This window comes from Nitratidesulfovibrio liaohensis, assembly GCF_011682075.1.
GTDB lineage: Bacteria > Desulfobacterota > Desulfovibrionia > Desulfovibrionales > Desulfovibrionaceae > Cupidesulfovibrio > Cupidesulfovibrio liaohensis.
Window position 1 is genome coordinate 1 of record NZ_VSMK01000692.1, and the last position, 774, is coordinate 774.

The 774-nt window shown below is 70.7% G+C and carries 1 protein-coding gene and 1 pseudogene; both read right to left on the minus strand.

Features of this window, described 5'->3' with window-relative positions:
* Positions 1 to 499: pseudogene (locus tag FVW27_RS17805) on the minus strand (Crp/Fnr family transcriptional regulator); the annotation flags it as partial.
* A 20-nt stretch (positions 500 to 519) separates the two neighbouring features.
* A partial coding sequence (locus FVW27_RS17810) for a putative nucleotidyltransferase substrate binding domain-containing protein (protein ID WP_208294872.1) occupies positions 520 to 774 on the minus strand: 255 nt, incomplete at its 5' end.

A 774-nucleotide genomic window follows, 5' to 3' on the forward strand; every position in this document is an offset into this window, starting at 1 on the left:
GCCAGCCCTGCCCGGTCAGCCCGCTGCGCCGCGCCATGGCCGACACGCCCAGGTCCAGCAAGGCGGGGCCGAAGCCGGGCGCCAGCAGTTCGCACAGGTCGGGCCTGTCGTCCAGCGCATCGGCAACGGTTCGCACCGGCAGCAGGTAACACAGCGTATCTGTGGCGGCCCATGCAGCCAGCCGGTCGCCGATCTCGGCCTGACCGGCCACGGGGACAGTCCCCGCCCGTCCGAAGGGCCAGCCGAACACCGCGCCCGGTCCCAGCGTCTCCCCGCCCTGTGTCGTGCCATTCCGTCCGGCGGATGCGCTTCCCACCGCAATGGCCCCCTTCACCACCACGTGCAGCACGGGCATGCCGTCCTCGGTGGCGCTTTCCAGCGCCTCGCCCGCCGGAATGAACGCCACCTGCGTGCCGAAGGCCAGCGTGCGCAGCCGGGCCCGCGGCAGGAACTGGAACGGGGGCACCCCCCGCAGGAAACGGATCACATCCTCGTGCATGTCTGCGCTCTCCGCTTCGGTCAGGTCATCAGATGCAGGGAATACCGCCGCCGCAACATGTCCTGAAAGTCCGCCACAACCTTGAAGCACTGCTTCAACTGTTCGCGCTCCAGACCGGAAAGATCGTCGGGCCGCACCCGGTCGTCGGGAACCGCCCCTGCCCGCAACGCTGCGGCCTGCGCCCGCGCCCGCAATCCCAGCAGGTGGTCCATGGCCTCACCAAGGTCCGCCGCGCGCGCTGCGGACAACACGCCCCCCGCCTGCAACTGGGCGAT